Source organism: Pandoraea sp. E26 (assembly GCF_000681415.1).
Classification (GTDB): Bacteria; Pseudomonadota; Gammaproteobacteria; order Burkholderiales; family Burkholderiaceae; genus Pandoraea; species Pandoraea pnomenusa.
In genome coordinates this window covers 23,623-48,826 of the sequence record NZ_AYXJ01000009.1, presented here as the reverse complement: position 1 = coordinate 48,826, position 25,204 = coordinate 23,623, and the positions used below count along the sequence as shown (strand labels likewise).

The following is a 25,204-nucleotide window of genomic DNA, read 5'->3' as shown; positions in this document are numbered from 1 at the left end:
TGATCACGGCCGCGGCACCTGACGGTGCCCGCCGCGCGACGGCGACGCACCGTTCGCCGACGCCAAGCCCACCCGGCCGGGTCGTCGAACCCTCCGCTAAGGGTTTCCCATCATCTTGACTTCCGATTTTCTTTCGCCAATACTTTGTCCGTACAAAGCAATAAACACCGAACAAAGTCGGTAGACCTGGCCAAGCATCGTATTCAGGAGGAGGGAGACATGGACGGACTACAACCCCAGACGGAGACCACCCGACGCATTCGCGCGAGCTACGGGCGCTATCTCGAGGACTTCGAGATTGGCGACATCTATGAGCATCGCCCCGGGCGCACCATCACGGAAGCCGACAATATCCACTTCTCGCTGCTGACGATGAATTTCCATCCGATGCATTGCGATGCCGCGCATGCAGCCAAGAGCGAATTCGGCCAATTGCTCGTCAACAGCGGCCTGACCGTCGCCATCGTGCTCGGCATGACCGTCAACGACGTGAGCGGAAAAGCCATTGCCAACCTGGGCTGGAAAGAGATCAAGCTCACCGCCCCGGTGTTCTGCAACGACACGCTCTACGCCGAATCGCAGGTGCTTGAAAAGCGCGAATCGCGCTCGCGTCCCACGCAGGGTATCGTCACCGTGCATACCCGCGCCTTCAACCAGCACGGCGTGCAGGTCATGGAGTTCGTGCGCAGCGCACTGATTCCGAAACGCGGCCACGGTGTCGGCGACTGAGCAGGGCAGTGCGGCTCACACGGTAGTTCCAATCGACATCACGCGGGGTGCCCTGAGACGCTTGGCACCCGCCGCTTCACACCCGCGTTACGGCTCGCCGTGATGGCGTGGCGATGGAGGTAAGGATGCAAGGCAATATCCCGCAAGGGGGTACAGCGCCGAAATCCGACTCGCTCGGGCAATCCCGAGACGCCGGTCGGACCGCGTACCGTTCCGCGCCCTCTGCCGAAGGATCCGGCGAACCCGACGCCACCAGCGCCGCGCGCTGGGTCGATCAGTTCGGCTCGGCGCCCCTGAGTCCGGTGCATGCGCTCGCACTCGTCAATGCCGCGCATGGCATTACCGACGCCGCGGCAGGGGCCGCGCGCGCGCTCGACTGGCTGACGCCCGATGCCTTCCATGCCACGCTGCGCCAGCAGGAGACAAACGATGCGAACGCTGCACGCCAAGGATAACGGCCCGGCGACGGACGCCGCGGTGGTGCGCGACTTGTCCGGCGCCGCTTGCGTCGAACGCACGACCGTCGCGCTCGATGAGGCGAGGGCGGCCGGCCTGGCGGGCGGCTTCGTGCGCCTGCGCAACGATTCCGCTCTCGATCAGGCACGAGCCGTCGACCATGCGATCCGCGACGAGGTCGCGCAGCCCAACCGCCGCTTGCTTGGGGCAATCCTCGCGCACAAGGACATGTTTTTCCGCGCCGGCGAACTGAGCGAATGCGGCAGTCGCATCCTCGCCGGGCATCGGCCGTCGCAGACGGCCACGGTGCTCTCGCGTCTCGATGCCGCGGGCGCCGTGGACCTCGGTGCCTTGCACATGGCGGAGTTTGCCATGAGCCCGACAGGCTTCAACGCGCATCTCGGGCACGGCCGCAACGCCTGGTCGCCGGATCACGTCAGTGGCGGGTCGTCCAGCGGCAGCGGCGTGGCCGTCGCGCGTGGCCTGGCGTTCGCCGCCCTCGGCTCCGATACCGGGGGCTCGGTTCGAATTCCCGCAGCAGTCAATGGCGTCACCGGCATCAAGCCGACCCAGCACGCGGTCTCCACGCACGGCGTGATGCCGCTGTCGCCGAGCCTCGATTGTGTTGGCGTGCTGGCACGTACCGCGGCAGACGCGGCGGCGGTGCTTGAAACCATCTGGGGGCCGGACGCCAACGATCCTCATTGCCTCGTCAGTCAGGCGCGCGACTTCACGCGCGCGTTGGCGCAACCCTTGAGCGATCGCGATGTCGTTGCAGTGCCCGAGTTCGACGCCTCGGCGCTGATCTCCGACGAAATTCGTGCGGCCGTTGCCGGGGTGAAGCAGGCGCTCGAAGCCTGTGGCGTGACGATTCGCCAAGTCCCGCTGCCCGATCTGCGCGAGGCCGGAGCGCTGGCCACGCTGATGCTCGGCGCCGAGGCCGCGTCGATCCACGGTCCGTGGCTGCGTGAGCGTCGAGACGCCTACGGCGAGCAGGTGTTGCGCCGGCTGGAGCGCGGCCTGCTGTATCCGGCCACCCGTTACGTCGACGCGCTGCGCCTGCGTGCCGGCTACTCGCAATCGTTCGTCGAACGCTATCTGGCAGGGGCACAAGCGTTGCTGCTGCCGACCTTGCCGTATGCGGTGCCGACGATTGCCGAGACGCTCGACGGCGACGCGGACGCGATTGAGCGACGCTTCGGCGACTTCTCGTACTGGACACGCGGCATCAACTACCTCGGTCTGCCAGCGGTTGCCTTGCCGGCGGGACGCACACAGAACGGATTGCCGACCGGAGTTCAGTTGATCGGTCGCGCATGGCGCGAAGCCGCGCTGCTGCGTCTCGCACACCAGTTGCAACAACACACCGGCTGGCATCTGCCGTCGGTGAACCGAGTTGGACCGCTCGACCGCGCAGCGATGCCGGCGGGTCTTGATACGGCGGGATCGCCAGTGTCGCAGTCATCGATGGAAAGGATGGAGTAACGCAAGCCGGGAACGAGGACGCCGTCGTTCGCCGCACGTCATTTTTTGCTCGCATTACGTTCGCTTCAGACGAACGGATGCCGCCAACGTTCAGGAGACAACCGTATGAACGCAACCTCCGTCAACGCAGGGGCCCGGCTCGACCGGCTTCCCCTGGCGAGGTTTCACTGGAAGATTCTCGGACTCATCAGTGGTGGCGCGCTACTCGACGCCTTCGATGTCTATCTCGCCGCCGGGGTGCTCGCGGCGCTGGTCAAGAGCGGCTTCTCGACACTACAGCTCAACGCGGCCTTCATCTCGGCCACGTTCTTCGGCATGCTGATCGGCTCGGCGCTGGCCGGTTACGTGGGTGACCGTTTCGGTCGACGCTATTCCTACCAGATCAATCTCGCCGTGTTCGGCATCGCCTCGCTGCTCGCGTGCTTCGCGCCGAACATGCCCACGCTGATCGTGCTGCGTTTCATCATGGGCCTGGGCCTTGGCGCGGAGCTTGTCGTGGCCGCCGGTACGCTCTGCGAATTCGTGCCGCCGGCCTATCGGGGGCGCTGGATTTCGTTGATGGGGCTCATCATCAATTCGGGCCTGCTGATCGCCACGAGTGTCGGGTACATCGTGATCCCGAACCTCGGCTGGCGCTGGATGTTCGCTATCGCAGGCGCGGGCGCGCTCGCCATCTGGATCATGCGCAAGCGCATGCCGGAATCGCCGCGTTGGCTCGAATCGGTGGGTCGCACCCAGGAAGCAGAAGCCACGCTCGCCGACATCGAGGGTCAGGTGAAGCGTCAGTTCGGCGCGCTCCCGCCGGTGCCGCCCGCACAGCCGGTGATGGCACGCAACGTGCCCCTGTCGGTGCTGTTCTCGAAGCCCGTGATCGGCCGAACGCTCACCGCCGCGCTCACCTGTGTCGCGATCAATGTGGCCGTGTATGGCTTCGTGGCCTGGCTGCCGACGTTCTTCGTCAAGCAAGGCTTGACGGTGGTGCAGTCGCTCGGATTCACGACGCTGATGGCCTTCGGTGCCCCGGGCGGTGCGTTGGTCGGCTATCTGCTCGGCGATCGCCTCGGGCGGCAGCGCGGCCTCGTGTTGTTCTCGGCGGCCACGATCGTGCTCGGCTTCCTGTACCCCCAGATGCGTGATGCGATGTCGATCTCGATCGTCGGCTTCTGCCTCGTGACGTCGATCTACACGATCGTCACGCTCGGTCTGTACGGTTATATCCCCGAGTTGTTCCCCACGGCGTTCCGTCTGCGCGGTACGGGCTTTGCCGGCGTATGCGGCCGTGCGGCATCGATGAGCACGCCGTATCTGGCAGTCGCCCTGTTCCAGCACTTCGGCATTTCCGGTGTGCTGGCGATGGTGAGCGGCGTGCTTGGCCTGTTGATCGTCGCGCTGCTGGTACTGCGCGTGGAAACCAATCAACAGTCGCTCGAAGATATCAGCGTGCCCAGCGACGCCAGTCTCGGTGGCACCGCCACAACCGCTGCCATGCATGCCGAGCACTAGCCCCAACACCTTACATCCGTTCAGGAGGGAGACAGCATGACTTCAGAAGTGAACCACACGCCCCAGGGGATCTCGGCAACGCTGGCCTCGTTCGCCTTGGGCCTGTCGCTGGACGCCGTGCCGGCGGTCGTGCGCGAGCGCGCCAAGCATCTGCTGCTCGACGCGATTGGCCTGGCCTACGCGTCTCAGCCGGCCGACTTCACGCGGGTTACGCTCGACGGCCTCACCGCGCTGAGCGCCGGCGACAAGCCGGTCGCGACGGTGATCGGCCGTGGCCATCGCCTCAACACCCGCGACGCGATGGTGATGAATGGCGTGCTGGTGCATGGCCTCGACTTCGACGATACGCACTCGCGTGGCGTGATCCATGCCACGGCGAGCGTATTGCCGTGCGTGTTCGGCGTCTCGGAGGCGCGCGGCGCCGATGGTGCCCAGACACTGGCGGCTTACATCGCCGGCATGGAAGCGGCCACGCGCATCGGCTCGGTGGCGAAGGGCGGCTTCCACCAGGTCGGGTTCCATCCAACCGGTGTGGTGGGGATCTTCGGCTGCACGCTCGCCGCCTCGCGCCTGCTTGGCCTGAACGCGCACCAGACCGCCATGGCGCAGGGCATCGCGCTGTCGATGGCCAGCGGCAGCCTCGAGTTCCTGCAGGACGGCGCCTGGACCAAGCGCATGCATCCGGGCTGGGCCGCACAGTCGGCGTTCACCGCCGCAACCCTGGCCGCGCATGGCTATATCGGCGCATCCGCACCTTATGAAGGGCGCTTCGGTCTGTTCTCGAGCTACCTCGGCGAGCAGCGCGGCAATGCCGATCTGTCGCTCGCTACCGACGGCCTTGGCGAGCAGTGGCAGATCGAGGAAGTGGCGATCAAGCCCGTGCCGGCCTGTCATTTCACGCACGCCTTCGCCGATGCGGGCACTGAGTTGCACAAGCTATGGCAACAACGCGGCGCGAAGATAAGCGAACTGGCCGAGCGGATAGCCCGCATTCGCGTGAAGGTGCCCGAGGCAGTCGTCAAGACGGTATGCGAGCCGGTGACGAACAAGCGCCGTCCGGCCAACAGCTACGATGCCCAGTTCAGCGTGCCTTATGTGGTGTCCAGCGCGCTGATCAAGGGCCGCTTCACACTCGACGAACTGGAGCCGGGGGCACTGCGCAACGACGCGGTGCTCGCGCTGGCCGCGAAGGTCGAGTACGAGATCGACCCGGCGAGCACCTTCCCGCGCCACTACACGGGGGAGGTCGTGCTGGAATTGCGTGATGGCACCACGCTCGCGCATCGCGAGGCCATCAATCGTGGCAGTGCGGATCGTCCGCTCAGCAACGAGGAAATCGTGGAGAAATACGTTGCCAACGCCGCGCGTGTGTTGCCGCAGGCGCGCGTCGACAAGGTGCGAGAGACCGTGCTCTCGCTCGACCGGTTGCCGGCCGGCGCCCTGCACGCCGTGCTCGGCGAGTCGGTCTGAGCCGCGCATGAATGTCTGGAGATAGTGTGATGACGCAAGTAGAAAACAACATCGCGGAGCAAGGCGGGGACGACACCCTGATCCTCGATATGCTCGAGCGATTCCTCAAGGTCGAGGTCAAGCCCTACGTGCATGCCCTGGAGAAGGCTGACGAGTATCCCGCCGAGATCGTCGAGCAGATGAAGGAGATGGGGCTGTTCGGCTGCCTGATCGCGCCCGAGTACGGCGGATTGGGGCTTTCGACGCGCACCTATGCGCGCATCATCGAGCGCATGTCGGCGGTGTGGATGTCGCTGAGCGGCATCGTCAACTCGCATCTGATCATGGCGATGACGGTGCAGCGCAACGGCACGCCGGACCAGAAGGCGGAATTCCTTCCGCGCTTCGCGACGGGCGAACTGCGTGGCGGCATTGGTCTGACCGAGCCGGATTGCGGCACGGACCTGCAGGCGATCCGCACGAGCGCCACGCGCGATGGCGATCACTATGTGGTCAACGGCGCGAAGACCTGGATCACCAATAGCCTGTATGGCAACTGCCTGGTGCTGCTCGTCAAGACCGATCTCACGGCTCAGCCGCGCCATCGCGGCATGAGCTTGCTGATCGCGGAGAAGGGCCCGGGGTTCGAAGTTAGCCGCAAGCTGGAGAAGCTCGGATACAAGGGCATCGACACCTGCGAACTGAACTTCGACAACTACCGCGTGCCGGTCGACCGTCTGATCGGAGGCGAGGAGGGGCGTGGCCTGAAGCAGATTCTGAGCGGGCTCGAGCTGGGTCGCATCAACGTCGCGGCACGCGGCCTGGGCATCGCGGTGGCGGCACTCGACGCCTCGGTGGCCTACAGCCAGCAACGCAAGACCTTCGGCAAGCCGATCTGCGAGCACCAGGCCATCCAGCTCAAGCTCGGCGAGATGGCCACACGCGTGCATGCGTCGCGATTGCTCGTCGATGCGGCGGCGCAGGCGTACGATCGCGGCGAACGTTGCGACATGGAAGCCGGCATGGCGAAGTACTTCGCCACGGAGGCCGGCGTCGAGAACAGCGCGGAAGCGATGCGCATCCACGGCGCCTACGGCTATTCGAAGGAATTCGACATCGAGCGTCTGTATCGCGATGCGCCATTGCTCGTGATCGGCGAGGGCACCAACGAATTGCAGCGCATCATCATCGCGAAGCAACTGATCGAGAGGAATCCGGTATGAGCCTGCCACTTTCCGGACTGCGCGTGATCGCGGTCGAGCAATACGGTGCCGGCCCGTTCGCCACGCAGCACCTGGCCGATCTTGGCGCCGATATCATCAAGATCGAGAACGCGAAGGACGGCGGCGACGTTGGTCGCGCGGTCGGCCCCCACTTCTTCGGCGAGGGCGACAGCCACTTCTACGAGGCGTTCAACCGCAACAAGCGCAGCATTGCGCTCGATCTCAAGAGCGCGGAAGGCAAGGAGATCCTGCTCAAGCTGGTCGAGTCGGCGGACGCCGTGTTCGACAATTTGCGCGGCGATCTGCCGGTCAAGCTCGGGCTCGATTATGCGTCACTGTCGCGCGCGAACCCTGCGCTGGTATGCGTTCACCTGTCGGCGTACGGCCGCACCGGTTCGCGCAAGGCGTGGCCGGGCTATGACTACCTGATGCAGGCCGAGGCCGGCTATCTGTCGCTGACGGGCGAGCCGGACGGTCCTCCGGCACGCTTCGGCCTGTCGATCATCGACCTGATGACCGGCACGACGGCGTCGATGGCATTGCTTGCCGGGGTGCTCGAAGCGCGCAAGACGGGCAAGGGGCGCGACCTCGATGTGAGCCTGTTCGACGTGGCGATGCACAACCTGGCCTATGTCGCCACCTGGTATCTGAACGGCGGGCACATGACGCGGCGCGAACCGCGTTCGAGCCACCCGTCGCTCACGCCCAGCGAGCTGTATCGCACGCGCGACGGTTGGATCTTCCTGATGTGCAACAAGGAGAAGTTCTGGGGGGTGCTGGCGCAGGAGATCGGCAAGCCGGAATGGATTACCGACCCTGAGCTATGCAACTATGCGGCGCGCCTGAAGCATCGCGACCGCGTGCGTCGCGAGCTCGACGAAGTGTTGATGACCGAGGACACGGCGACGTGGATGGAGCGCTTTGCGGGGAAGGTGCCGGCGGCACCGGTGCACGACGTCGCCCAGGCGCTGGACAACCCCTTCGTTGCCGAACAGGCGCGCGTGAGGGACTTCGAGCATCCGGAACATGGCCCGATCAAGGGCGTGGCGTCGCCGGTGAGAATCGACACGCCGCTGCCGGCACGTGCAGCGCCGCGCATGGGCGAGCATACCGACGAGGTGCTGCGTGAGGCCGGATTCGGTGACGACGCGATTGCTTGGCTGCGCGAGCAAGCTGTGGTGCAATGACATCATTACTCCTCACCGGCAATGCCGACCACGCGCATGACCCCATTGCTTAACCAGCAGCCACGCTATCTGCAACTGGCGCAGACACTGATCCAGGAGATCCGCGATGGCCGATACTCGGTCGGTGACTTCCTGCCGACCGAGTTCGATCTGTGCGAGCAGTTCGGCGCCAGCCGCTTCACGGTTCGCGAGGCGGTCAAGCGCCTGGTACAGATGGGATTGGTGGATCGTCAGCCCGGCGTCGGCACGCGCGTACTGGCGCGCGAGGCGGTCAGCGGCTACCAGCAGGTGATGCGGCAGCTGAGCGACTTGCAGCAATACACGGCCGACACCGAGCTGGAGATCCTCGCGCGCGATCTGGTCGAAGTGGACGAAACGCTGGCGCCGGTGCTACGTGCCGGCAATGGCGAGTCGTGGCTGCACATTTCGGCACTGCGGCGCAGTGGCGCCGAGCCGGAGCCGATTTGTGTCAGCGACATTTACATCCACCCGGCATTTCGTGCGCTGGAGGGGATCGAGGGCAGTTCGCATGTGCCGATTTACACGCTGATCGAAGAGCAGTTCGGCGAGCACATCGCGGCCGTGCAGCAGGAGATTCGGGCCACATTGATCACAGCGGCACAGGCACGCTGGCTCAACGTCAAGCCGAAGTCGGCGGCCTTGTGGATTTGCCGGCGGTATCTGAATCGCCGTGAGGAAATTGTCGAGGCGGCGATCAGCATTCATCCGGCCGACCGCTTCAGTTATTCGGAAACATTTCAACGCGACTGGCGCGCCACCTCCTGACAACCCGTCAATGCGTGGGGAAGGGCGCCCGCGCAAAGGGGCTCCCATGCAAGCAGCATCGACGTATCTTTTCGTTCCGGGTGATCGTCCGGATCGCTTCGACAAGGCGCTCGCCACCGACGCCGCCTTTGTGATCCTCGACCTCGAGGACGCGGTGTCTCCCGAGAACAAACCCACGGCGCGCGACGCCTTGTTCACATGGCTGGCGCAGCACGGAGAGGATCCGCGTGTGCTGGTGCGCATCAACGGCGTGCATACGCCCTGGCACACCGACGATATGCGCCTGGTCGAAATGCCGGGTGTCGCCGGAATCATGTTGCCAAAGACGGAGCGTGCCGACGAGATGCAGGCGTTGCGCGCGTGCTTGCGCGAGGCACAGACGTTATATGCGCTGATCGAGACGGTCGATGCGGTGGTGCGTCTGCGCGAGATCGCAGGCGCGCCGGGGGTGACGCGCCTGGCCTTCGGTACGGTCGACTTCTGTGCGGACGCGGGTATCGGCGACGACGGCGCCGCGCTCGATGCGATTCGCACGCAGTTCGTGATCGAGTCCCGCTACGCACGGTTGCCCGCGCCCATCGACGGGGTCACCGTCGCGATCGGTGACGACGAGGTACTGCGGGCCGACGTGCGCCATTCGCGCAAGTTCGGATTCGGGGCAAAGCTTTGCATTCACCCGAAGCAGATCGCGATTGTACGCGATGGATATCTACCGACACCGCAGGAAACCGATTGGGCGATGCGGGTGCTGGATGCGGTTGCCACAGCGGGCGCAGGCGCGATCGCCGTAGACGGCAAGCTCGTCGACCGGCCTGTCGTGGAACGGGCCAGGGCGATCATGGGGCAGTTGAGCTAGCGGTTGGCACCAAATGCAATTCATTAAGCAGAATGGCTTCCGCCGAAGAGACAGAGGCCCCGCGTGTCGGCGGGGGCCTCTTGGCTGGCGCTTCGTCACGCCTCATCCTTCAACGCCTGCGGTGCCTGACGCAGCACGCGGCGGGCGAACATCGCGAAGCTCGCCTTCACGATGCTCGGCTGCAACAGGAAGTCGTGTGACTCTTTCGCCAGCACGGGGTTGAGTTCCGTCACCGGCCCCATCGTTTGCGCCATGATCTGGTTGCGCGCCGCCCGCTCGATCAGCATCGACAGATACGCCGTCTCCTCCACCGACGACGTCGCGGCCAGGAACCCGTGGTGTGCCAGCAGGATCGATCGGCACTTGCCCAACGCTGAGGAAATGATCTCGCCCTCGTCATCCGCAATCGGCAACCCCGGCCACTCCTTCAGGAACGCACAGTCGTCGAAGAACGGCGTCGCATCCATATGCGCCACGCGCAACGGCTGCCCCGTCATCGACAACGTCGACACGTACGGCGGATGCGTATGCACAATGCTCTGCACATCCGGCCGGCGGCGGTACACCCACAGGTGAAAACGCACCGCCGGATTCGGCATGCCTACCCCCTCAAGCACCCGCAGCGAATCGTCCATGCGAATTACGTGGCGCGGCTCGACTTCGTCGAACGCCACCGCCAGCGGCGTCGTCAGGAACGTACCGTCGGCACACCGCACCGTGATCTGTCCCGCCAGCGTCTCCGAGTGATTCTCCATCGCAAGCATCCGGCACGTCAGCACGACCTTTTCCTTCTCGGTCCAGTCGCCCACGTCCAGACGCGACGCCATCTCCGTCACTGCACGATCGGTTACCGCCTGTTTGGCTTCATCCAGCATCCCATCTCTCCTTCGTCAGCAATTACTGCAAACTCTCGTCAGGCATTGCATGTCGCTCATGCCGCCTTCGCCGCCGGCAGCCCCGGCATCGACACGTAGCCCGGCAGCGCCGCAACCCGGTCGATCCACGCCATCACATGCGGAAACTCGTCCAGCGGCAACTTACCCTCGCGCGCCATCGCCACGTACGGCAGGCACGCCAGATCGGCAATCGTCGGGCGCGCCGCCGCCAGCCACGGCTGCTGTGCCAGCCTGGTATCGAGCACGCCCAACACACGCAGGCCTTTCACCATCACGGCCGCAATGTCGACCTCCTCGCCAAGCAGGTAATACAGTCGCGCCGGCTGCAGGCTGTTGCCAATCTCGTTCGCGGCAAACGACAGCCACTGCACCACGCGGCCACGCTCCTCTGCCGAATCGCCCAGCCACGTCGGGTCGTGCTTCCACGCGAGATACGTCAGGATCGCCTGGCTGTCGCACGCGATATGGCCGTCGTCGTCGATCGCAGGAATCTCGCGCAGCGGATTGATCTCGCCGTACCACGGCGCGTGATGCGCCTCGTTCGGCACGTCGACGAACTCGCTCTGCCACGTCGGGCCAAGCATCGACATCAGCAGACGCACCTTGTGGCAATTGCCGGACAGTGGATGGTCGTAAAGGGTGATCACGAATAAGGTCCGATTGAAGGCGCGTCAGCGCGCGCCAGGGAACATAAGCGCCATCACTTGCGCGGTGCGGGGTCCGACGGGGACGGTTTCATCTTCCACGCACTGAACGCGCCGATCAGCCCGAGCACGCTGAGATAGATGCCCACCGACCCGATGCCGCCCATGCGTGCCACCAGCGTGGCCGCAATCAGCGGGGCAAGGCCGCCACCGAGGGCTGCGGCCACCTGGATGCCGATCGAAATGCCCGAATACCGCAGCTCGGCCGGGAACTGCGCCGCATACAGGCTCGACTGCGGCCCGAAGATGATCGCGTAGTTCAACGCCAGCGTGAGCACGACCGCGAACGTGTACAACGGCAGCGACCCGGTACCCATTGCGTGGAACAGCGGGATCGCCGTCACGGCCAGCAACAGCGTGCCGAAGATGTACAGCCGGCGTGCACCGATACGGTCGCCCAGCCAGCCGAACAGCGGAATCGTGAAGACCTGGCACAGCGAGCCGATCAGCACCGCGTTCAAGGCATCGCCGCGCGTAAAGCCGAGTCGTGCCGTGGCATACGAAATCGAGAACACGATGATCGTGTACACCAGCGTGACTTCGGCCAGCTTGCCGCCGATGGCCTGCAACAGCGGACGCCAGTGCTTGATCAGTACTTCCTTCGCCGGCAACGTGGCGACCTTGCGCCGGGTCTTCACCGCGACGAACTCCGGCGACTCCTCGACCTTCATGCGAATGAACACGCCCACCACGATCAGCGCCGCGCTCGCCAGGAACGGCACGCGCCAGCCCCATGACAGGAACTGGTCGTTCGGCAGCAGGTTGACCAGCGCGAAAGCGCCCGTCGACAGCAGGATGCCGATCGGCGCCCCCGCCTGCGGCAAGCTGCCGTAGAACGACTTGGACCCCGCCGGCGCATGCTCGACGGCCATCAGCACCGCACCGCCCATCTCTCCGCCAAACGAGATGCCCTGGCCGATACGCAACGCCACCAGCAGCACCGCAGCCCAGATGCCGATGTCGGCATAGGTCGGCAGCAGGCCGATCAGCGTGGTGCACACACCCATCAGCACCAAACTCAGGATCAGGATCGACTTGCGCCCGATGCGGTCGCCGAAGTGACCGAACAGAATGCCGCCGACCGGGCGCGCGAACAGGCCCGAGGCAAACGCGCCGAACGCGGCCAGTGTGCCCGTCGACGGATCCAGGCTTGGGAAGAACAGCTTGTTGAATACCAACGCCGCGGCCGTGCCGTAGGCGAGGAAATCGAAGGCCTCGATCGCCGTGCCCGCCATCGACGCCGCCGCCACGCGGAACATGCGCCGATCGGATGGGGCACCGCTTTGCGTCATCGTCGACGCCTCGTGCTGGGTCGTGTCCATGTGAGTTTCGTCCTGTCGTACGCGTCGCCGCGCTGTATTGTTGTCCAGTTTCGCCCATAAGACAACTGTGTTGTCCTATGGCGCCCAGTCTATTCGTTTAGAATGCGTTATGCCCCCCTGTCAAAATAGGTGTTTACGAGTAAGTACAAGCCGTTGCGGACGCTGCTGGGGCAGGGCGACGGCACCAAGCGAGAGACAACTTTTGTCCACAGAAAGACGGCACACTCCGGCGCGCAAGGGCGCTCGGGCGACGGCAGAAACGCAGGGCGGGGCCACGGACGCTGCCACGCAGCATCCGGGCGAACTGGTGCGGGCCATCCGCCAGCGACGCGGCCTCACGCTCGACGAGCTGGCCACGCTGGCCGGCATGAGCAAAGGCCATCTCTCACGCTTCGAGCGGGGCGAGAAGACGGTGTCGCTGGCAGGCTTGATGCGCGTGGCGCAGGCGCTCGACACGTCCGCCGCGTCGCTGCTTGGCGAGCAGGTCGACCGCAGCGTCCTGCACATGGTGCGCGCGGGGGATCGCCATTTCCGCAAGGACACGGGCGGCGAGTACGAGTACGCGCCGCTCAGCCGTGCCAACGGCGGCGACGGTCCGACCGCGATGCTGCTGCGCCTGTCGGCCGACGCGAACGTGAAGGAAGCCGCGTTCCACTCGGGAGATGAAGTGTTCTACGTGCTGTCAGGGGCGATCGAGATCGAGCTGGCGGATCAGTCGCTGATCCTGCGCGAAGGCGATTTCGCGCAGTTCCCCGGGCTGGTCAAGCACCGCATTCGCAGCGTGGGAAGCGACGCCGAATTGCTAATCGTGGTGACCGGAAAGGGGCGGGGCGATCACGAGTGAGGGTTGAGGGCGGCGCGTTCGCCGCTCGGCTTGATCGCTTGCTCGATGAAGGCTTCAGGCGTATAGGGTTGGCGGACAGAAAGTAGGTCACCTTTGTAGAAACTGCGGGGAACCGCCGGGTCACGAATATGACCCCGGGGGCCGAGCGCGGGTCGGGCGTCGCGGTCGATGCGCTACGGTTTCGGTAGAACGCTTCGTTCGAGATCAACCGCCATCGGTAGCTGTTGGAAGTAAGGCGCCGCGAACGGGGGCGCTGGCTTGACAAAATTCTGCAAACAGACGGAAGTCGGCCCTCATGTCCGATTGTGCTCGCATATTCATCATTTAACATAATGTACATTATGCGAATTGCAGAATGAGACGGCCTTCGATGCAGGTCACGGCGTCGCCGCCGATCCAAACTTTGTCGCCGACCTGCGTGACCTCGATGCAGCCGGCACGCCCCATGGTCAGGCCCTGGCTCACGCGGTATCGCGCAGGCGCCAATCCGGCCCCGAGCAGCCACTGGGCGATGCCCGCGTTCAGGCTGCCGGTCGCCGGATCCTCCGGCATTCCGTCGCCGGCGATGAAGGCCCGTACCTCGAACTGTGCGTCGCTGTCGTCGCGCCGCGGATCGCAAGTCCGGCGAACGGCAGCTCCTCCCGGGTGGTGAATATCCGCAGACGGTAATCGGCCCGCGGATCGGTCGGCGCAAGAATGAAAGTGGTCTCGCTAAGGTTCGTCCAGTTGGCAAATGTCGCCATCTGCTGGTCGTTCAGCGCTTCGGCATCGAACACCACCGCCACCGGGTTGCCCTTTAGCGGCACGGAACTGAAAACGTCGACCTGCTTGAATCTCGGTGAACTCATGGAATGCCTGCCTCGTGCCCTCGTAGGATGGCGAGTCTACGCCCAATTCAATCAGCGCTCCTATCCGTCCTATCCGTCCTATCCGACCAGGCAACAAGCGCGAAACGGCGAAACACGGTTCGCTTGACCCGATCCAAAATCAAAGCGAACACGGCAACCGCCAGGATCAAGGCGCCGACGAGCGCTACGGGAACCGCATCCATCAGCGTCCCGGTCACTGCCAACGCGCACACCAAAACCACATCGACGACGCTGACCCACGCCATGAGCTTGCCTGGCGCCACGGCCCACATGGGACCGTCGCTGCGCAGAACGTAAATGTTGGCCTGTGTCGTAAAGACAAGCAGCAGGAAAACCAGCGTTTGTCTCTGTGGCTCGCTCAGCCCCAAGAACGAGCGCGCACCGAAATACAGCGACAACGTGAAAACGAGCGAAACCGCGCCGAGCGCGGCAGCAGCCCCCATGAGCTGTCCGACTCGCCAGCGTTGCGGCATTGCCGCCGGCCGCGCACGATCGGCGGCAATACTCATCGTGACGAAGTCGTTCGCGAACAACAACAGCACCAGCAACTTCGGGGAAATGGCGAAGCCATCGGTGAGCCACAGCCCTAGCGTGAGGAAAACCACGATCTCCAACGTCTTCACAATCTTGTTCAGCACATACGTGAGCATGCGCCGGTGGACCTCTCGCCCGGTACGAACTACCGTCAGCACGCCGCCCAGGCCCGCATCGGTCAAGACGACGCCCGCCGCAGCCTTGGCTACGTCGGTGGCGCTTGCCACGGCAATGCCGAGCTCCGCCTGCCTGAGCGCAGGCGCGTCATTGACGCCATCCCCGGTCATCCCCGTGACATGCCCTGCCCGCTGCAGCGCGACGACAATGGCGTGCTTTTCCTCGGGCAGGACCCGGGCGAAGATGTCGCACTGCTCCGGCTTGTCAAGATCGTTGCCGCCGGGCACGCAGATCCGCACTCCCAGCCCGAGTCGGGCTCCCATCGCCCGTGCCGTTTCGAGTGCGTCGCCAGTGGCCATGCAAACGCGCACGCCCAGCCGCCGAAGTGCCGCGATGAGTTCCGCTGCATCGTCCCGGGGTGGGTCCGAGAGCCCGATCAGGCCGATTGGCCGAATTGCCCCTGCCGGCCCCGCGGCAACGGCGAGCACGCGTGCGCCGCCGCCGGCCACCTCCCTCCCCTGCGCCTGCGCCACCTGAAGCTGCGCCGCATCGGCTGAGCAATGCTCGAATACCGCGCGGGGCGCGCCTTTTAGCGCATGCCACGGCCGCCCCTCCACGTCATAGATGCCTTCGCTGAATCGAGTCTCCGGATCAAACGGCCGAAAGTCCGTACGCACAGGCAAGCTGTCCGCCTTTGCACTCCCGCGATAAGCCGCAAGAATTGCCAGATCCAGCGGATCTTGCGACGCATCGTCGCTGGCCATCGCGGCAGTGCGAAGCACCGTCTGCTCGTCCACATCCGCCAACGTCCTGACTTCGGAAACGCCAAGCGCATTCTTCGTGAGCGTGCCCGTCTTGTCCGAAAGGAGCGTGTCCATTGCCGCAGCCTCTTCCACCGCGGGCAACCGCGTGACCAGCACGCCCTGCTTCGACAGTTGCATGCTTGCCATCGCGGTGGCCAAGGTATAGGTTGCCGGCAACGCAACAGGGACCGAAGCGACGAGCAACAGCAACGCGAACACCACCGTGTCGCCCGGTGCAAGACCGTGCGTGACAGCATGAAGCGTGACCAGCACCACGAGCACGAAGTCGAAGGCCACCAGCCACTTCACGATGGCGAGAATGGTGCGCTGCATGTGGCTGGGCGCGTTGGATGTGCGCACAAGCTCTGCGGTCCGGCCAAAGCGGGTGCGCGATCCGGTGGAAGTCACTTCGCCGCTCGCTTCACCCCGATGCACGATCGATCCGGCATAGGCGGGCTGCCCCGGGCCCGCGTCGACGGGGAGTGACTCACCGGTCAGCGTTGACTGGTCGAGCGTCACCGCGCCGGCGAAAAGCACGAGGTCCGCCGGGACGATATCGCCGGCTCGCAGATGCACCACATCTCCCGGCACTAACTGTTGCGCGGAAATACGCCCCCATCGGGCGTCGCGCAACACGCGAGCGCTGACCTGAAGCTGCCTGCGCAACAAAGCCAGCGCGTCTTGCGCGCGACGCTCCTGCAGGAAAGCGGCCAACGCATTGAACACGAGCAGAAGCAGAATGATCAGCGCTTCCTGATCACGGCGCAGCAATAGCTGCAGGACGATCACCCCTTCGAGCATCCACGGTATCGGCCCCCAGAGCTTTCCTAGTAGTTGGCGCCACCCAGATGTGCCAACCGCCTGAACGGCATTCGCGCCATAGGATTGCAGCCGGGACTGCGCCTGCGCGGAGGTGAGCCCCGTCAAGCGGTCCGTCGGCGGCAATGCCGCCGCGGCTTGCGCAGGTGGTTCAGCCATGATCGTCATCGTCGGGCGAGATCCGTTTTCCAGGGCCACAAACGCGCGTGATGTCGGCTCGGGCGACCGCCGCCCGCCTTGACCTAAGCATACTCCGCGGCAAGGCGCCTGCGGTTCGCCCCGCTAAGGTTTTGCTAAGGCTTCACGCCTACGATCGAATCGAAGGCTCTGCGATGGCTTCGATATTCGCACCTTCCTTTTGATCGTCAACGTTAGGAGCTCAATCATGAAGATGTCATATGTTGCCGTCCTGTTCGCCCTGCTGGGATCGTTTGGCGCCGTTCAGGCAAACGCCCAGGCAGCGTCCCTCCCGTCGTCGATGCAATCAACGATGTCCCTTCCCGCCAACGTCGATTCGCTGACGCCGCTGACCCGGGCGCAGGTGTATCGACAGCTTGTGAGCGCGGAACGACATGGCGCGCTTCAACAAGGCGACACCGTCTATCCGAGAACCGCGACGAGCCATCGGCCGAACGCCAACCTCACACGAGCCTCAGTAGAACAAAGCCTGCGCCGCGCCGAACGGCAAGGCTTGCTGACCGAGCCCCGGAACGCGTACCCTGTTCTCCACGTCGCCCCTCGGACAAGCCTGGCCTGGAAGCCAAAGATGCAGGTCGCGGGCGAGGCGTCGATCCAGCACCTTTATGAAAATCCGTAATCTCCTGGCAGGACTGCGCCGCTCGCCTTGGGCAACGCGGGACCACCAACGCGGGCACGCTAAGTCTTTGCTAAGCGTCGTGCCTCACAATGTGTCCGAGTGAGGCACGACATTCCGCGGGGAGTGTCGATCGGGCCCAATGCCGGCAACGCGCACCGACGAAAGCGCATCGCCGTGTCACCTCAGAGACCAGGACATGCGAATTTTGCTCGTCGAAGACGATCCGATGATTGGCCGCGTCGTGCGCGACTCGCTCAGAGATGCGACGTTCGCGGTCGATTGGGTCAACGACGGACAGGCGGCCCTCGCCGCCACCGAGTGCCAACATTACGATCTGGTGTTGCTCGACCTTGGCCTGCCTCGCGAGGATGGCCACACCGTTCTGCAAAACCTCAGAGCCAAAGGGCAGCGCGTTCCGGTCATCATCGTTACGGCCCGGGACGCATTGCCAGAACGACTCAAAGGCCTTGACGCCGGCGCTGACGACTACATCCTGAAGCCGTTCGAAATGGCGGAATTGCTCGCGCGCATTCGTGCGGTGATGCGCCGCCAATCCGGACAGGCATTGCCCGTCATGACGAACGGGGTCGTGACCCTCGATCCGGCAACGCGCGAGGCGCGGACAACCGCATCGGCCGCGGTGCAACTGTCCAATCGGGAGTTCGCATTGCTCGAGGCGCTGCTCACTCGCCCCGGCGCGATCCTGTCGCGCAGCGACCTCGAAGACCGGATTTATGGATGGGGCGAGGAAGTCGAGAGCAACGCGATCGAATTCCTCATCCATTCGCTTCGCAAGAAACTCGGCACGGACACGATCCGGAATGTGAGAGGCGCAGGATGGATGGTCACAAAGCGCGACTGAGCGACTCGCTTCGGCTTCGCCTGAGCCTGTGGCTCTCGGTCGCCATCCTGGTGTTCGCCGGCATTGCCGGCGTGATCTCGTTTGGCGCCGCCTTCGACGAAGCCCACGAACTCCAGGACGACATCCTGAGGCAGGTCGCCGCGCTCGTCGACAATAACCATCTCCCCGCGAGCGAGTTTCAGGACATCCAGGCGCCGCAGGCAAACAGCGACGACGCACGCGTCGTCGTCCAGCGCCTCGGGGTCTCCCCGCCGCCCGGCAGCGGTCCAACCGATGGCGACGACAAGCTGCCGCTGCCGTTGACGTTGTCGATTCCGGACGGGCTCGCGACAGTGAAGGTCGGCGGAGAACCTTACCGTGTGCTCGCCAAGACACTGAAATCCGGCGAGCGCATCGCCGTCGCGCAGGAAACCGACGTCCGGGACCAAATCGCACGCACCAGTGCCATTCGCACCGTCATGCCGCTGATCGCCTTCGTCCCGGTATTGCTGCTCGTGGTCGGCTGGCTCGTTCGGCGAGTATTCCGCCCAGTGGCCAGCCTCTCGCGCGAGATCGATCAGCGTCAGTACAGCGAACTGCATGCCGTTCCGACGGAACACCTGCCCAACGAAATTCGGCCGTTCCTTCACGCGATCAACAACCTGTTGGCGCGCGTGTCCACGTCGGTCGATGCCCAGCACCGCTTCGTCGCCGACGCGGCCCACGAGCTTCGCACACCGCTCACGGCGCTTTCCCTGCAAGCCGAGCGGCTCGCCGAAGCGCCGATGTCCGAGTCCGCAAGCGAGCGTCTGGTGGAATTGCGGCAGGGCATCGAGCGAAATCGACATCTTCTGGATCACTTGCTCGCGCTCTCCGGTGTGCAGGCAACACAGCAAGACGCCAATGCGCGCACCGACTCCGCCCTCAAGATATTCCGTCGCACGCTAGAAACCCTGCACCCGCTTGCCGAAGCCAAACAGATCGACATCGGCATCGAGGCGCAGGAGGACGCCGCCCTGCCTGTGAGCGAGACGGACCTGGAGATGCTGATGAAGAATCTTGTCGACAATGCGATTCGCTACACGCCGTCCGGTGGGCGCGTCGACCTCGTGCTCGAGTCGGATTCCCGTCAGGTCGTGCTTCGGGTCAGGGACACCGGCCCCGGCATTGCCCCGGAAGAACGTGAGCGTGTGTTCGATCCGTTCTATCGCGTCCTTGGAACACAGACCACGGGCTCGGGCCTTGGGTTGGCGATTGCGAAGGCCGTCGCCGACAAATCCGGGGCGCGGATTCGTCTTTCCTATATCAACGAAAGCACTTCCGACGAAAGCGCCCGCTACGGCTTGGACGTGAGCGTCATTTTCCCGCCAGTCTCCGTCGCCAATACCAAGGGATAATGCGCTGGCGCGTCTGTCGGCACCGACCGGAATACGGCTACACTGGGCATTCGGTGACGTACGGGGAGCACGAGCCTCGTCGTTCCGCAGCCGCACGGGCGCTCACGAAAACGACGCACATGACGCGCACGGCAACCCGCCATGGAGAGTCCCTACATGAAACGCCATTTGTACGCCGCTGCCGCGGCATCTCCCATTCTTCTGCTGGGCACCCTCGCGCTTGCAGCGTCGGCGCGTGCCAACGATACGCCGCGCCAGATGGATGTGTCGCGACGCGGCGCCGATGTCATGCCGTTCTCCCTTGCGGCGACGACCCACGTCTTCTCGAAAACTGCCGACGGCGGCATCCAGCAGGTCGTGACCAAGACACACGATCCGAAGCAGGTCACGCTGATTCGCGAACACCTGTCGGCCATCGCCCGGCGTTTCTCCGCCGGCGATTTCGGAGCGCCCGGTCAGATCCATGGCGCGGACATGCCCGGTTTGGCCGCACTGCGCGCAGCGAAGCCGGGGGAACTTGACATTCGCTATCGCGACTTGCCCAACGGCGGCGAAATTGCGTACCGTTCGAAACACGGGCGTCTGGTCGCCGCGCTGCACCAGTGGTTCGATGCCCAGTTATCAGACCATGGCCACGACGCAACCGACAAACAGGACGTCGGCATGACCCACCATCACTCGATGGACATGCCGACGAAATAGTCGAAGATCCCGGGCAGACTGCCAACCTCCCCTCGCCTTGCGCGCAGGCCTCGACCAAGCGACGATCGCGCCGTGCCGGGAGGGTTGATCCACATCAACGCGCGATGCCGGGCGTGATCTACGCTTGCGTATCATGCGCTGCGCATGGACAGGAGGTCGCCCGTGAACGCCAACGTTCTGATTTCGCCGGCAGCATTGTCCGCCATGCTGAACACGGAGGCCGCCGTCGTCGTCGACACGCGCGACGCGGCCAATTACGCCGAAGCCCACATCCCGGGGGCCGTCAATATTCACGAGATCTTTACCTATCTTGCGACCTCGACGCCCGAGGGCCTGAATGCGCTTCACGACACGTTTGCCAACGCCTTCGGCAAGGCCGGGCTGTCCGGCAAGGAAACCGCCGTGATCTACGAGCAATCGATGGAAACGGGGTTCGGGCAATCCTGTCGGGGTTATGTCCTGCTACGCTTTCTCGGCTACCCGCGCGACAAGATCAAGGTACTCCACGGCGGCTTTGCGGCGTGGCGCGCGGCCGGGCTGCCCAGCTCGACCGAGGTTCCGCATCCGGCGCCGGTGGCGTTTCCGGAGAACGCCGGCGCGCGCGACATTCTCGTCGATCTCGCCGCAATGAAGATCGCCGTCGCCGATAAACGCATCGTGAAACTCGATGTGCGTGACGTGGACGAATGGATCGCCGAGAGTTCATCGCCGTACGGCAAGGACTTCTGCCCCCGCAAAGGGCGAATTCCCGGTTCGGTATGGATCGAATGGTATCGAATGATGAAACCGACCCCGACGGGCAAGATGTTCAAATCGCCCAGCGAAATTCTCGCCGAATGCGCCACGGTGGGCATTTCGCGCGACACGCCGGTCATCGTGTTCTGCTTCAAGGGCGCGCGTGCATCCAACACGTTCGTCGCGCTCGAAGAGGCCGGGATCAGGAATGTTCGGTTGTACTTCGGCTCCTGGAACGAGTGGTCCCGCGACCCCTCGCTCCCGATCGAGGAAGGGCTTCCCTACAGGATGTGACGGGCATATCCCCTGCCCCCGGGCCAGGAGGACATGCCCCGCCGGTCATTTGCCCGACCGGATGAATCCCGTGTGCCGGTTCACCTCGTAACGCTGCACGAGCACGTCTTTCTCCGCAGTGACCACATCGGCGGTGATCGTATCGGCATCGCGCTCCGCGACCTTGCCAAGCTTCAGGCGTGAATTGCCGGACCGTTTGAGCCACTGTTCCATGTTGCTCCGAACCTGGTCCACGCTCAGGTTCAGGTTCTCTCGCTGGGGTGCCCCATCCGGCCCCGCGCAGGGCCCGCATCCGCCCGACCAGTCCATCATGCCGGGCCCCATCATGCGACCGGCGTACCCATCGCGCATCATGCCGGGGCCATAGCCCTGTGCGCAGCCCCAGCCGCCGCCCGCCGGCTGCGCCATGGCAGGTGCTGCCGCGACGGCCAGGGCGCCCAGGGCGACCCGAAGGGCGACGGAAAAGCCTCGTTGTTTCATTTCACTTTGCATGGCAATCCTCTCCTCTGCGTTGAAGGCGGGGGCATGGGCACCCGCCGCGCGCACCGATCATGGGCACGTGTATCAACGCTAGTCGCGCCACACACGCGCGACTTGAGGCACGTCAAGAGAACAACGCCGAACACGCGCCGACCCTCGCCATGCGTGCGGCAATCCGTCCGGCGTTGATATCCATCAACATGCGACCGGCCGGCGATGTCCATGCTTGAGGTATCGATTCGTCTGGAGAATTGCCATGTTCCGGGAAGTTCGCCACATGACGCGCCTGCTCGCGCTCGCGCTCCTCTCCTGCTGTCTCACGTCGCTGGCGGCAAGGGCGGCGCCAGGCCAGCCCGTTCAGGCCGGCGACGAGGTCAGCTATATCACCGGCGGCATCGGCGAAGACGAGGTGCGCGAATTCCGTGAAGTCGCGCCGAAATACAACCTTCGCATGACGTTTGCCTCGAAAACGGGAAGCTATCTTTCCGACGTCGACGTCACCATCACGACGCTGGCGGGACACCAGATGCTGGCCGTGCGGACCGAGGGCCCGTTCCTTTTCGTCCGCATTCCCGCGGGCGGCTACCGGATCGTGGCCCAAACGGCGCGCAACTCGGAAGTGCGAAAGGTGCGAGTGCCGACGCGCGGCAACCTCGATCTGCACTTCGCATGGGACGATCCCGACTACTTCGGGAATATGTATCTCTGCAAGGGTTGCCCGAAGCCGCGACGCTGATCGGCGAACGGCCTCCCCCCGACATCCGGCGCTCCCGTGCTCAGAACGCGCGAATCGTTGGCACCCCCGCTTCCCGAACCGGTGGCTGGCATGGAATGCGCGCAGCTGCCTTGCGTCGACGCCGATCGCGGGCTCTCGACGCTTCAGGTGACGCAGCAACGCGCCCGCCATGGCAGCAATGTGGTGGACGCCCGAAGTCGCGGCGACTGGCGCTTCGTGCTTGCCGACGTCCTTCGCGAGCCCATGTTCCTGCTGTTGCTCGCGGCCAGCGGCGTCTACTTCGCCTTGGGTGACCGTACTGAAGCGTTGACGCTGTGTGCCTTTGTGCTCGGCGTGGTGAGCCTGACGGTTTATCAGTCCCGCAGGGCCGCGCGAGTCCTCGATTCCCTGCGGGAGCTGTCCGCGCCGCGCGCCGAGGTGCTGCGTGACGGTGAGCGGCGATGGGTGCCCGCCACCGAACTGGTCCCCGGCGATATCGCCTTTGTGGACGAGGGCAACCGCGTTCCGGCCGACGGCATCGTCATCGAAGCCCACGAACTCAGCGTGGACGAAGCCTTGCTCACCGGAGAGTCCACGCCGATCGACAAGCGTGGCGGCGACACACCCGCCGGCGCCGATGCTTCAACTGACCGCCTGCTATACCTCGGGTCGATGGTCGTGCGCGGACAAGGGCGCATGCGCGTGATCGCCACCGGACCCGACACCGCCCTCGGTCGCATTGGCAAGTCGCTGGGCGACATCTCGGAGGCGCCATCCCCCCTTCAGCGACAGGCCAAATCGTTGGTGAACGGGTTTGCGCTCATTGCGCTGTTACTGGTCGTGGCGCTGAGCGTCATCTATCGGTGGCGTTTCGAGCAGTGGCTGCCCGGGTTGCTCGCCGGCATCACGCTGGCGATGGGCATATTGCCGGAGGAAATTCCCGTCATATTCGCCGTATTCTTTGCGCTGGGTGCGCGACGCATCGCCGGGGAAGGTGTGTTGACGCGGCGGATGAACGCCATCGAGACGCTGGGACAGACAAGCGTGCTGTGCGTGGACAAGACCGGGACACTCACGCAAAACCGGATGTCGGTCAGTGCGTTGTCGATCGACGGCCGGATGCTCGACATCGGTCCGGACACGGCCCACATTGAAGAACCCTTTCACGAGCTCATCGAATACCTCGTGCTCGCCAGCGAGATCGACCCCGTCGATCCGATGGAGCGCGCGTTTCACGCCGTGGGCCGGTCGGCGCTTGCCGGCACGGGGCGCCTGCACACGGACTGGTCGCTGGTGCACGAATACGCCTTGACGCCTGAGCTGCCCGCCATGTCGCATGCCTGGCGCACGCAGTCGGACAGCGCGTATCACGCCATTGCCTGCAAAGGCGCGCCGGAGGCGGTGTGCGCCCTGTGCCGGATGAGCGTGACACAGACCGGGCAAGTCCTCGAGCGGGCGCGCAACATGGCCGCGCGCGGTCTGCGCGTGCTGGGTGTCGCGAAATCGGAATACCTGCCCGGCGAATGGCCCGCGCATCAGCACGGCTTCGCGTTCGCGTTCGTCGGACTCGTGGGTCTGTCCGACCCGGTTCGTCCAGAGGTCGCGGGCGCCATCGCCGAATGCAGGACCGCCGGCATCCGCGTGGTCATGATGACGGGCGATTACGCCACCACGGCGCAGGCCATCGCAACCGACGTGGGAATCGACAATCGCCGTGTCGTCACTGGACGCGATCTGGCGTCCATGAACGGCGCGGCGCTTCGCGAGGCGGTGAACGCGTCGGAGATCTTCGCTCGCATCAGCCCCGGGCAAAAGCTGCAACTGGTGAACGCGCTGCGCGAAAACGGCGAAATCGTGGCAATGACGGGCGACGGCGTGAACGATGCCCCCGCCCTCAAGGCCGCGCATATCGGCATCGCGATGGGATTGCGCGGCGCGGAGGTCGCCCGCGAGGTCGCGGCATTGGTGCTGTTGCGCGACGATTTCAGCCCGATCGTCGCGGCGATTCGCCTGGGGCGGCGCATTTACGCCAACATCGTGCTCGCGATCAATTTCACGGTCGCCGTGCATATTCCGATGGTCGCGGCCGCGACCTTGCCGGTCGTCGCCGGTCTGCCGCCGATGCTCGCGCCCGTGCACATCGTCTTCCTGCAGTTGATCATCGATCCCGTCTGTTCGATCGTCTTCGAAAACGAGCCGGGGGCTCGGAACCTGATGCGCTTGCCGCCTCTCCCGGCCCAGGCACGCCTGCTCGACGCGCGTGCGCTGGCGAGCAGCGCGGTGGCGGGCACGTTGAGCGCGCTGCTTGTCCTTGCCGCCTATGCGACGCTCCTGAGACTCGACGGCGAGGTCGCCCGGGCGCGCACGCTCGCCTTCGTGCTCCTCGTTCTCGCCAACGTGGCGCTGATCTTCGTGACCCCCGCCCTTTCCGGCCTTGCCACGACCGGAGACAGACCCCTGGTGCGCAATCGATATCTCTGGATCGTGCTGGTCGGTACTGTCGTGAGCCTCACGCTCGTGACATGCGTGCCGTCGTTGGCGAGGATTTTCGGGTTTGTCGCCTTGTCGGGCGGAGCGTGATCTTCGATACCGGCGGTCAGACGCGCCCCACGAGCCCCCGACCGACCAACCCCGCAGCGCG

At 64.7% G+C, this 25,204-nt stretch carries 22 protein-coding genes and 1 pseudogene; 17 read left to right on the top strand and 6 right to left on the bottom strand.

Features of this window, described 5'->3' with window-relative positions; all coding sequences use genetic code 11:
* Positions 1–219: 219 nt before the first annotated feature.
* The 9 genes from W930_RS0105680 to W930_RS26230 all read left to right on the top strand — a co-directional run bounded on the left by W930_RS0105680 (position 220) and on the right by W930_RS26230 (position 9,674).
* The gene (locus W930_RS0105680; RefSeq protein ID WP_023596038.1) at positions 220–729 is read left to right on the top strand and encodes a MaoC family dehydratase; all 510 of its coding nucleotides are present in this window, start codon (positions 220–222) and stop codon (positions 727–729) included.
* 125 nt (positions 730–854) lie between these two features.
* Positions 855–1,184 carry a hypothetical protein gene (locus tag W930_RS0105675; RefSeq protein WP_023874311.1) on the top strand — a complete coding sequence of 110 codons (330 nt, stop codon included), beginning with the start codon at positions 855–857 and terminating at the stop codon, positions 1,182–1,184.
* Positions 1,159–2,670, top strand: a complete 1,512-nt coding sequence (locus W930_RS26235; RefSeq protein ID WP_023874310.1) for an amidase — start codon at positions 1,159–1,161, stop codon at positions 2,668–2,670. Before W930_RS0105675 ends, W930_RS26235 begins: the two co-directional genes overlap by 26 nt.
* Before the next feature lie 105 nt (positions 2,671–2,775).
* Entirely contained in the window at positions 2,776–4,173 is a 1,398-nt protein-coding gene (locus tag W930_RS0105665) for an MFS transporter (protein WP_023874309.1), read from the top strand.
* Between the two features lie 36 nt (positions 4,174–4,209).
* Positions 4,210–5,643, top strand: coding sequence for an MmgE/PrpD family protein (locus W930_RS0105660; RefSeq protein WP_023874308.1), 1,434 nt, complete (start codon positions 4,210–4,212; stop codon positions 5,641–5,643).
* Positions 5,644–5,672: 29 nt separating this feature from the next.
* Complete coding sequence (locus tag W930_RS0105655; RefSeq protein WP_023874307.1) at positions 5,673–6,845, top strand: acyl-CoA dehydrogenase family protein; 1,173 nt, start codon at positions 5,673–5,675, stop codon at positions 6,843–6,845.
* Positions 6,842–8,032, top strand: a complete 1,191-nt coding sequence (locus W930_RS0105650) for a CaiB/BaiF CoA-transferase family protein (protein ID WP_023596044.1) — start codon at positions 6,842–6,844, stop codon at positions 8,030–8,032. Before W930_RS0105655 ends, W930_RS0105650 begins: the two co-directional genes overlap by 4 nt.
* A gap of 36 nt (positions 8,033–8,068) precedes the next feature.
* Positions 8,069–8,818, top strand: a complete 750-nt coding sequence (locus W930_RS0105645; RefSeq protein WP_024788882.1) for a GntR family transcriptional regulator — start codon at positions 8,069–8,071, stop codon at positions 8,816–8,818.
* A 46-nt stretch (positions 8,819–8,864) separates the two neighbouring features.
* Entirely contained in the window at positions 8,865–9,674 is an 810-nt protein-coding gene (locus W930_RS26230; protein ID WP_023596046.1) for a CoA ester lyase, read from the top strand.
* A gap of 95 nt (positions 9,675–9,769) precedes the next feature.
* Here the strand turns inward: W930_RS26230 and W930_RS0105625 are convergent, their stop codons facing one another.
* From W930_RS0105625 to W930_RS0105615, 3 genes are read right to left on the bottom strand one after another with little or no spacing between them, the layout of a single operon-like run.
* Positions 9,770–10,549, bottom strand: coding sequence for an aldolase (locus W930_RS0105625; protein WP_024788880.1), 780 nt, complete (start codon positions 10,547–10,549; stop codon positions 9,770–9,772).
* A 56-nt stretch (positions 10,550–10,605) separates the two neighbouring features.
* A complete protein-coding gene (locus W930_RS0105620; protein ID WP_028730851.1) occupies positions 10,606–11,217 on the bottom strand; it encodes a glutathione S-transferase family protein in 612 nt (203 codons plus the stop codon).
* A gap of 53 nt (positions 11,218–11,270) precedes the next feature.
* Entirely contained in the window at positions 11,271–12,596 is a 1,326-nt protein-coding gene (locus tag W930_RS0105615) for an MFS transporter (protein WP_223272165.1), read from the bottom strand.
* Positions 12,597–12,798: 202 nt separating this feature from the next.
* Between W930_RS0105615 and W930_RS29040 the strand changes: the two genes are divergently transcribed.
* Positions 12,799–13,440, top strand: coding sequence for a helix-turn-helix domain-containing protein (locus tag W930_RS29040; RefSeq protein ID WP_023596048.1), 642 nt, complete (start codon positions 12,799–12,801; stop codon positions 13,438–13,440).
* 339 nt (positions 13,441–13,779) lie between these two features.
* On the opposite strand, the pseudogene W930_RS29480 reads toward W930_RS29040, so the two are convergent.
* Together W930_RS29480 and W930_RS26215 are read right to left on the bottom strand one after the other, a co-directional pair.
* Positions 13,780–14,288: pseudogene (locus tag W930_RS29480) on the bottom strand (PhzF family phenazine biosynthesis protein).
* A 47-nt stretch (positions 14,289–14,335) separates the two neighbouring features.
* The gene (locus tag W930_RS26215) at positions 14,336–16,750 is read right to left on the bottom strand and encodes a plasma-membrane proton-efflux P-type ATPase (protein ID WP_081371775.1); all 2,415 of its coding nucleotides are present in this window, start codon (positions 16,748–16,750) and stop codon (positions 14,336–14,338) included.
* Positions 16,751–16,967: 217 nt separating this feature from the next.
* On the opposite strand from W930_RS26215, the gene W930_RS26210 reads away from it, so the two are divergent.
* The 5 genes from W930_RS26210 (at position 16,968) to W930_RS0105570 (ending at position 21,368) form a co-directional block, all read left to right on the top strand.
* Entirely contained in the window at positions 16,968–17,399 is a 432-nt protein-coding gene (locus W930_RS26210) for a DUF4148 domain-containing protein (RefSeq protein ID WP_023596051.1), read from the top strand.
* Positions 17,400–17,595: 196 nt separating this feature from the next.
* Positions 17,596–18,261 carry a response regulator transcription factor gene (locus tag W930_RS0105585; protein ID WP_023874290.1) on the top strand — a complete coding sequence of 222 codons (666 nt, stop codon included), beginning with the start codon at positions 17,596–17,598 and terminating at the stop codon, positions 18,259–18,261.
* A complete protein-coding gene (locus W930_RS0105580) occupies positions 18,237–19,637 on the top strand; it encodes a HAMP domain-containing sensor histidine kinase (RefSeq protein ID WP_023596053.1) in 1,401 nt (466 codons plus the stop codon). The genes W930_RS0105585 and W930_RS0105580 overlap by 25 nt, the downstream gene beginning before the upstream one ends.
* 156 nt (positions 19,638–19,793) lie before the next feature.
* Positions 19,794–20,339, top strand: a complete 546-nt coding sequence (locus tag W930_RS0105575; protein ID WP_023596054.1) for a hypothetical protein — start codon at positions 19,794–19,796, stop codon at positions 20,337–20,339.
* A gap of 162 nt (positions 20,340–20,501) precedes the next feature.
* Positions 20,502–21,368 carry a sulfurtransferase gene (locus tag W930_RS0105570; protein ID WP_023596055.1) on the top strand — a complete coding sequence of 289 codons (867 nt, stop codon included), beginning with the start codon at positions 20,502–20,504 and terminating at the stop codon, positions 21,366–21,368.
* Positions 21,369–21,413: 45 nt separating this feature from the next.
* Here the strand turns inward: W930_RS0105570 and W930_RS0105565 are convergent, their stop codons facing one another.
* On the bottom strand, positions 21,414–21,860 hold the full coding sequence (locus tag W930_RS0105565) for a hypothetical protein (protein WP_025249192.1): 447 nt from the start codon (positions 21,858–21,860) through the stop codon (positions 21,414–21,416).
* A gap of 244 nt (positions 21,861–22,104) precedes the next feature.
* Between W930_RS0105565 and W930_RS0105560 the strand changes: the two genes are divergently transcribed.
* Positions 22,105–22,584, top strand: coding sequence for a hypothetical protein (locus W930_RS0105560; protein WP_023874286.1), 480 nt, complete (start codon positions 22,105–22,107; stop codon positions 22,582–22,584).
* Positions 22,585–22,674: 90 nt separating this feature from the next.
* Positions 22,675–25,143 carry a cation-translocating P-type ATPase gene (locus tag W930_RS0105555; protein WP_023874284.1) on the top strand — a complete coding sequence of 823 codons (2,469 nt, stop codon included), beginning with the start codon at positions 22,675–22,677 and terminating at the stop codon, positions 25,141–25,143.
* Positions 25,144–25,204 lie beyond the last annotated feature (61 nt).

Coding starts and splice junctions, on each gene's coding strand:
- W930_RS0105680 (WP_023596038.1), top strand. CDS start 220: ATGGACGGACTACAACCCCAGACGGAGACCACCCGACGCATTCGCGCG.
- W930_RS0105675 (WP_023874311.1), top strand. CDS start 855: ATGCAAGGCAATATCCCGCAAGGGGGTACAGCGCCGAAATCCGACTCG.
- W930_RS26235 (WP_023874310.1), top strand. CDS start 1,159: ATGCGAACGCTGCACGCCAAGGATAACGGCCCGGCGACGGACGCCGCG.
- W930_RS0105665 (WP_023874309.1), top strand. CDS start 2,776: ATGAACGCAACCTCCGTCAACGCAGGGGCCCGGCTCGACCGGCTTCCC.
- W930_RS0105660 (WP_023874308.1), top strand. CDS start 4,210: ATGACTTCAGAAGTGAACCACACGCCCCAGGGGATCTCGGCAACGCTG.
- W930_RS0105655 (WP_023874307.1), top strand. CDS start 5,673: ATGACGCAAGTAGAAAACAACATCGCGGAGCAAGGCGGGGACGACACC.
- W930_RS0105650 (WP_023596044.1), top strand. CDS start 6,842: ATGAGCCTGCCACTTTCCGGACTGCGCGTGATCGCGGTCGAGCAATAC.
- W930_RS0105645 (WP_024788882.1), top strand. CDS start 8,069: ATGACCCCATTGCTTAACCAGCAGCCACGCTATCTGCAACTGGCGCAG.
- W930_RS26230 (WP_023596046.1), top strand. CDS start 8,865: ATGCAAGCAGCATCGACGTATCTTTTCGTTCCGGGTGATCGTCCGGAT.
- W930_RS0105625 (WP_024788880.1), bottom strand. CDS start 10,549: ATGCTGGATGAAGCCAAACAGGCGGTAACCGATCGTGCAGTGACGGAG.
- W930_RS0105615 (WP_223272165.1), bottom strand. CDS start 12,596: ATGGACACGACCCAGCACGAGGCGTCGACGATGACGCAAAGCGGTGCC.
- W930_RS26215 (WP_081371775.1), bottom strand. CDS start 16,750: ATGACGATCATGGCTGAACCACCTGCGCAAGCCGCGGCGGCATTGCCG.
- W930_RS26210 (WP_023596051.1), top strand. CDS start 16,968: ATGAAGATGTCATATGTTGCCGTCCTGTTCGCCCTGCTGGGATCGTTT.
- W930_RS0105585 (WP_023874290.1), top strand. CDS start 17,596: ATGCGAATTTTGCTCGTCGAAGACGATCCGATGATTGGCCGCGTCGTG.
- W930_RS0105580 (WP_023596053.1), top strand. CDS start 18,237: ATGGATGGTCACAAAGCGCGACTGAGCGACTCGCTTCGGCTTCGCCTG.
- W930_RS0105575 (WP_023596054.1), top strand. CDS start 19,794: ATGAAACGCCATTTGTACGCCGCTGCCGCGGCATCTCCCATTCTTCTG.
- W930_RS0105565 (WP_025249192.1), bottom strand. CDS start 21,860: ATGCAAAGTGAAATGAAACAACGAGGCTTTTCCGTCGCCCTTCGGGTC.
- W930_RS0105560 (WP_023874286.1), top strand. CDS start 22,105: ATGTTCCGGGAAGTTCGCCACATGACGCGCCTGCTCGCGCTCGCGCTC.
- W930_RS0105555 (WP_023874284.1), top strand. CDS start 22,675: ATGGAATGCGCGCAGCTGCCTTGCGTCGACGCCGATCGCGGGCTCTCG.